Here is a 2,474-nt window from a genome sequence, read left to right as displayed (position 1 = left end):
TCTTTATAGGGTTCTTTAGAAATTAAGTCTGTAATCTTTATTTCTCCCGAAGAAATAAAATCTGCCAAATGTCCAAAGATGGTATTTACATTTAATTCACGTTCTAATGCTATTTGGTCTATAGGTTTTCCTGCTTTAAATAAATTTAGAGATATTTTCTTGGTATCCCCTTTTTGTCTTATTGGCTTTATCTCTTCAAAAATTGAAACTTCATTGGTAGTTTCAATATCATTCTCTTCGCAATAACTTTTTATGACTTTTAGTATTTCTGTTCCGTACTTTTCAATACGTGTTTTACCCATACCATGAACTTTCTTCAATTCTTGCTTAGTGTTTGGTAGCATTTCACACATAGCATATAAAGATTTTTGTGTAAAAATTTGAAAGTGAACCAAATCTTCTCTCTTAACGATTTGATTTCTTAATTCTCTTAATAGTTCAAAGAGTTCAATATTTGTTGTTCCATCAATTACAGCCTTTCTTTGTTTTTTTGGTTTGTCCTTTGCTAGAAAAACAGATTTCGCTCTTAACTCTAAAAATTTCTTGACATCAAAACCCTCTTTAAGATCTATAAAATATAATAATTTGGTAGTTAGCAATTCCTCTAATATATCATACTGTTTATTTATATCTTTTTCAATTGCTTTATTATCTGTTGTAAAAACAAAAGTTTTTAATGAGGCTTCTATTAGAGATTTTGTCTGATTATTAAAATAAGTTACAGCCTTAACGAATCGTTCTTGTAATGATGAATCTGATTCAGGAATATTCAAAGAATCTCCTATAGATTTTAATTGAGAATTAAAGGAAGTACTTACTTTTAGTAAATTGGTAACACCATTTTTCACTGTAGTCAATGGCATTTCAATAGTCCCTTCTATACTATCTCTATTTTTGTAATAAATATCTAGAATTCTATTTATTGGGTATAAAAACTTATAAAAATTAAAAACTTCTGAAATTAAATCTAATTGAAATGAGCGTTTGGATTTTTGTAAAATCTCATCATTAGGTTGATTGGCTTCTGCATCTTCATTAAAAGAAGTAACATTGTAATCACTGATGATTTGGTTTGCTGTAATTTTATTTTTTAAAACTAAACCTTCAAGAGATTTACAACGACTAAGAGCTACGTAAGTTTGCCCATGAGCAAATGCTCCTTCTGCATCTATTATAGCTTTTTCAAATGTCAATCCTTGACTTTTATGAATAGTAATCGACCAAGCTAAACGCAATGGAATCTGCGTATAACTTCCAATCTTATCTTCAGAAATTGCTTTTGTATCAGAATCAACTACATACTTTATATTTTCCCATGTTTCTGGTTTCGTAATAATATTAAAATCATCATCTGGACAATTAACCACGACTTCATCTTTATCCAATAAAATAACTTTCCCGATTTTACCATTGAAATAACGTTTTTCAGGTGAGCTATCATTTTTAACAAACATCACTTGAGCACCAACCTTTAATTTTAACTCTTCTTTATTTGGATATGAATGCTCTGGAAAATTACCTTCGATAACTGCCTTATAAGCTTTTGATTTACCTTTAAGTTTTTCAAGTTCTTGTTTATTCGTTTGACTCGCTTTATTATTATGTGTTGTCAATGAAATATAACCGTCATCTTTATTCGGAATAAATTCAGGTTGATAGCGTTTATTCAATTCATCCGCAGAAGCTGAACTCAATTTATTATTTCTAACTTCATTGAGAATATCTATAAACACAGGATTCTCCTGTCTATAGATATGCTTCAATTCTATTGTAATTGCCTTACATTGTTTATACGCCTGACTGCTGAAGAAAAAAGCGTTCTTATAAAAAGAACTTAATAACCTCCATTCGTTTTCTTTAACTACTGGTGATAATTGCTGAAGATCACCTATCATTAACAATTGTACTCCACCAAAAACTTGATTTTTATTCTTAAACCGTCTTAATGTCTTATCAATCCCATCTAACAAATCGGCTCTGACCATACTTATTTCATCAATAATTAATAGATCTAAAGACTTAATGATATTAATCTTAGTCTTACTAAACTTTCTATTAAAACCAGTTGATGAATTTAATTCTACATCAGGTAAAATAGGGCCAAAAGGCATTTGAAAAAAGGAATGAATAGTTACACCTTTAGCATTAATAGCAGCTACACCAGTTGGAGCTACTACCACCATTCGCCTTTGAGATTGCATTTTTAATCTATGCAAAAAAGTTGTTTTACCAGTACCTGCTTTACCAGTCAAGAAGATGTTTCTATTAGTGTTAGTAACAAAATTCCAAGCAAGATCAAGTTCTTTATTTATCTTCATAGATAGCATACATATGGAACATGAAGATAATAAAATTGAATCTTTTAAGTTGAAGTTAACATCATAAAAACGAAAAAACCCTTACTAGTTAATCTAGTAAGGGTTTTGGTTAATACCAACAATGTTGGTACAAAAAAGGCGGCGACCTACTCTTCC

The 2,474-nt window shown here is 29.7% G+C and carries 1 protein-coding gene; it reads right to left on the bottom strand.

The genetic code is table 11. The features are described 5' to 3' along the window. Positions 1 to 2,318: HRDC domain-containing protein (locus QZZ53_RS17060; RefSeq protein ID WP_296386959.1), on the bottom strand; the 2,318-nt coding region annotated here is incomplete at its 3' end. Positions 2,319 to 2,474: the final 156 nt, after the last annotated feature.

The sequence above is a fragment of the Winogradskyella sp. genome, from assembly GCF_016744625.1.
GTDB lineage: Bacteria > Bacteroidota > Bacteroidia > Flavobacteriales > Flavobacteriaceae > Winogradskyella.
The sequence above is the reverse complement of the archived record's forward strand: the minus strand, read 5'-3'. Positions and strand labels throughout refer to the sequence as shown.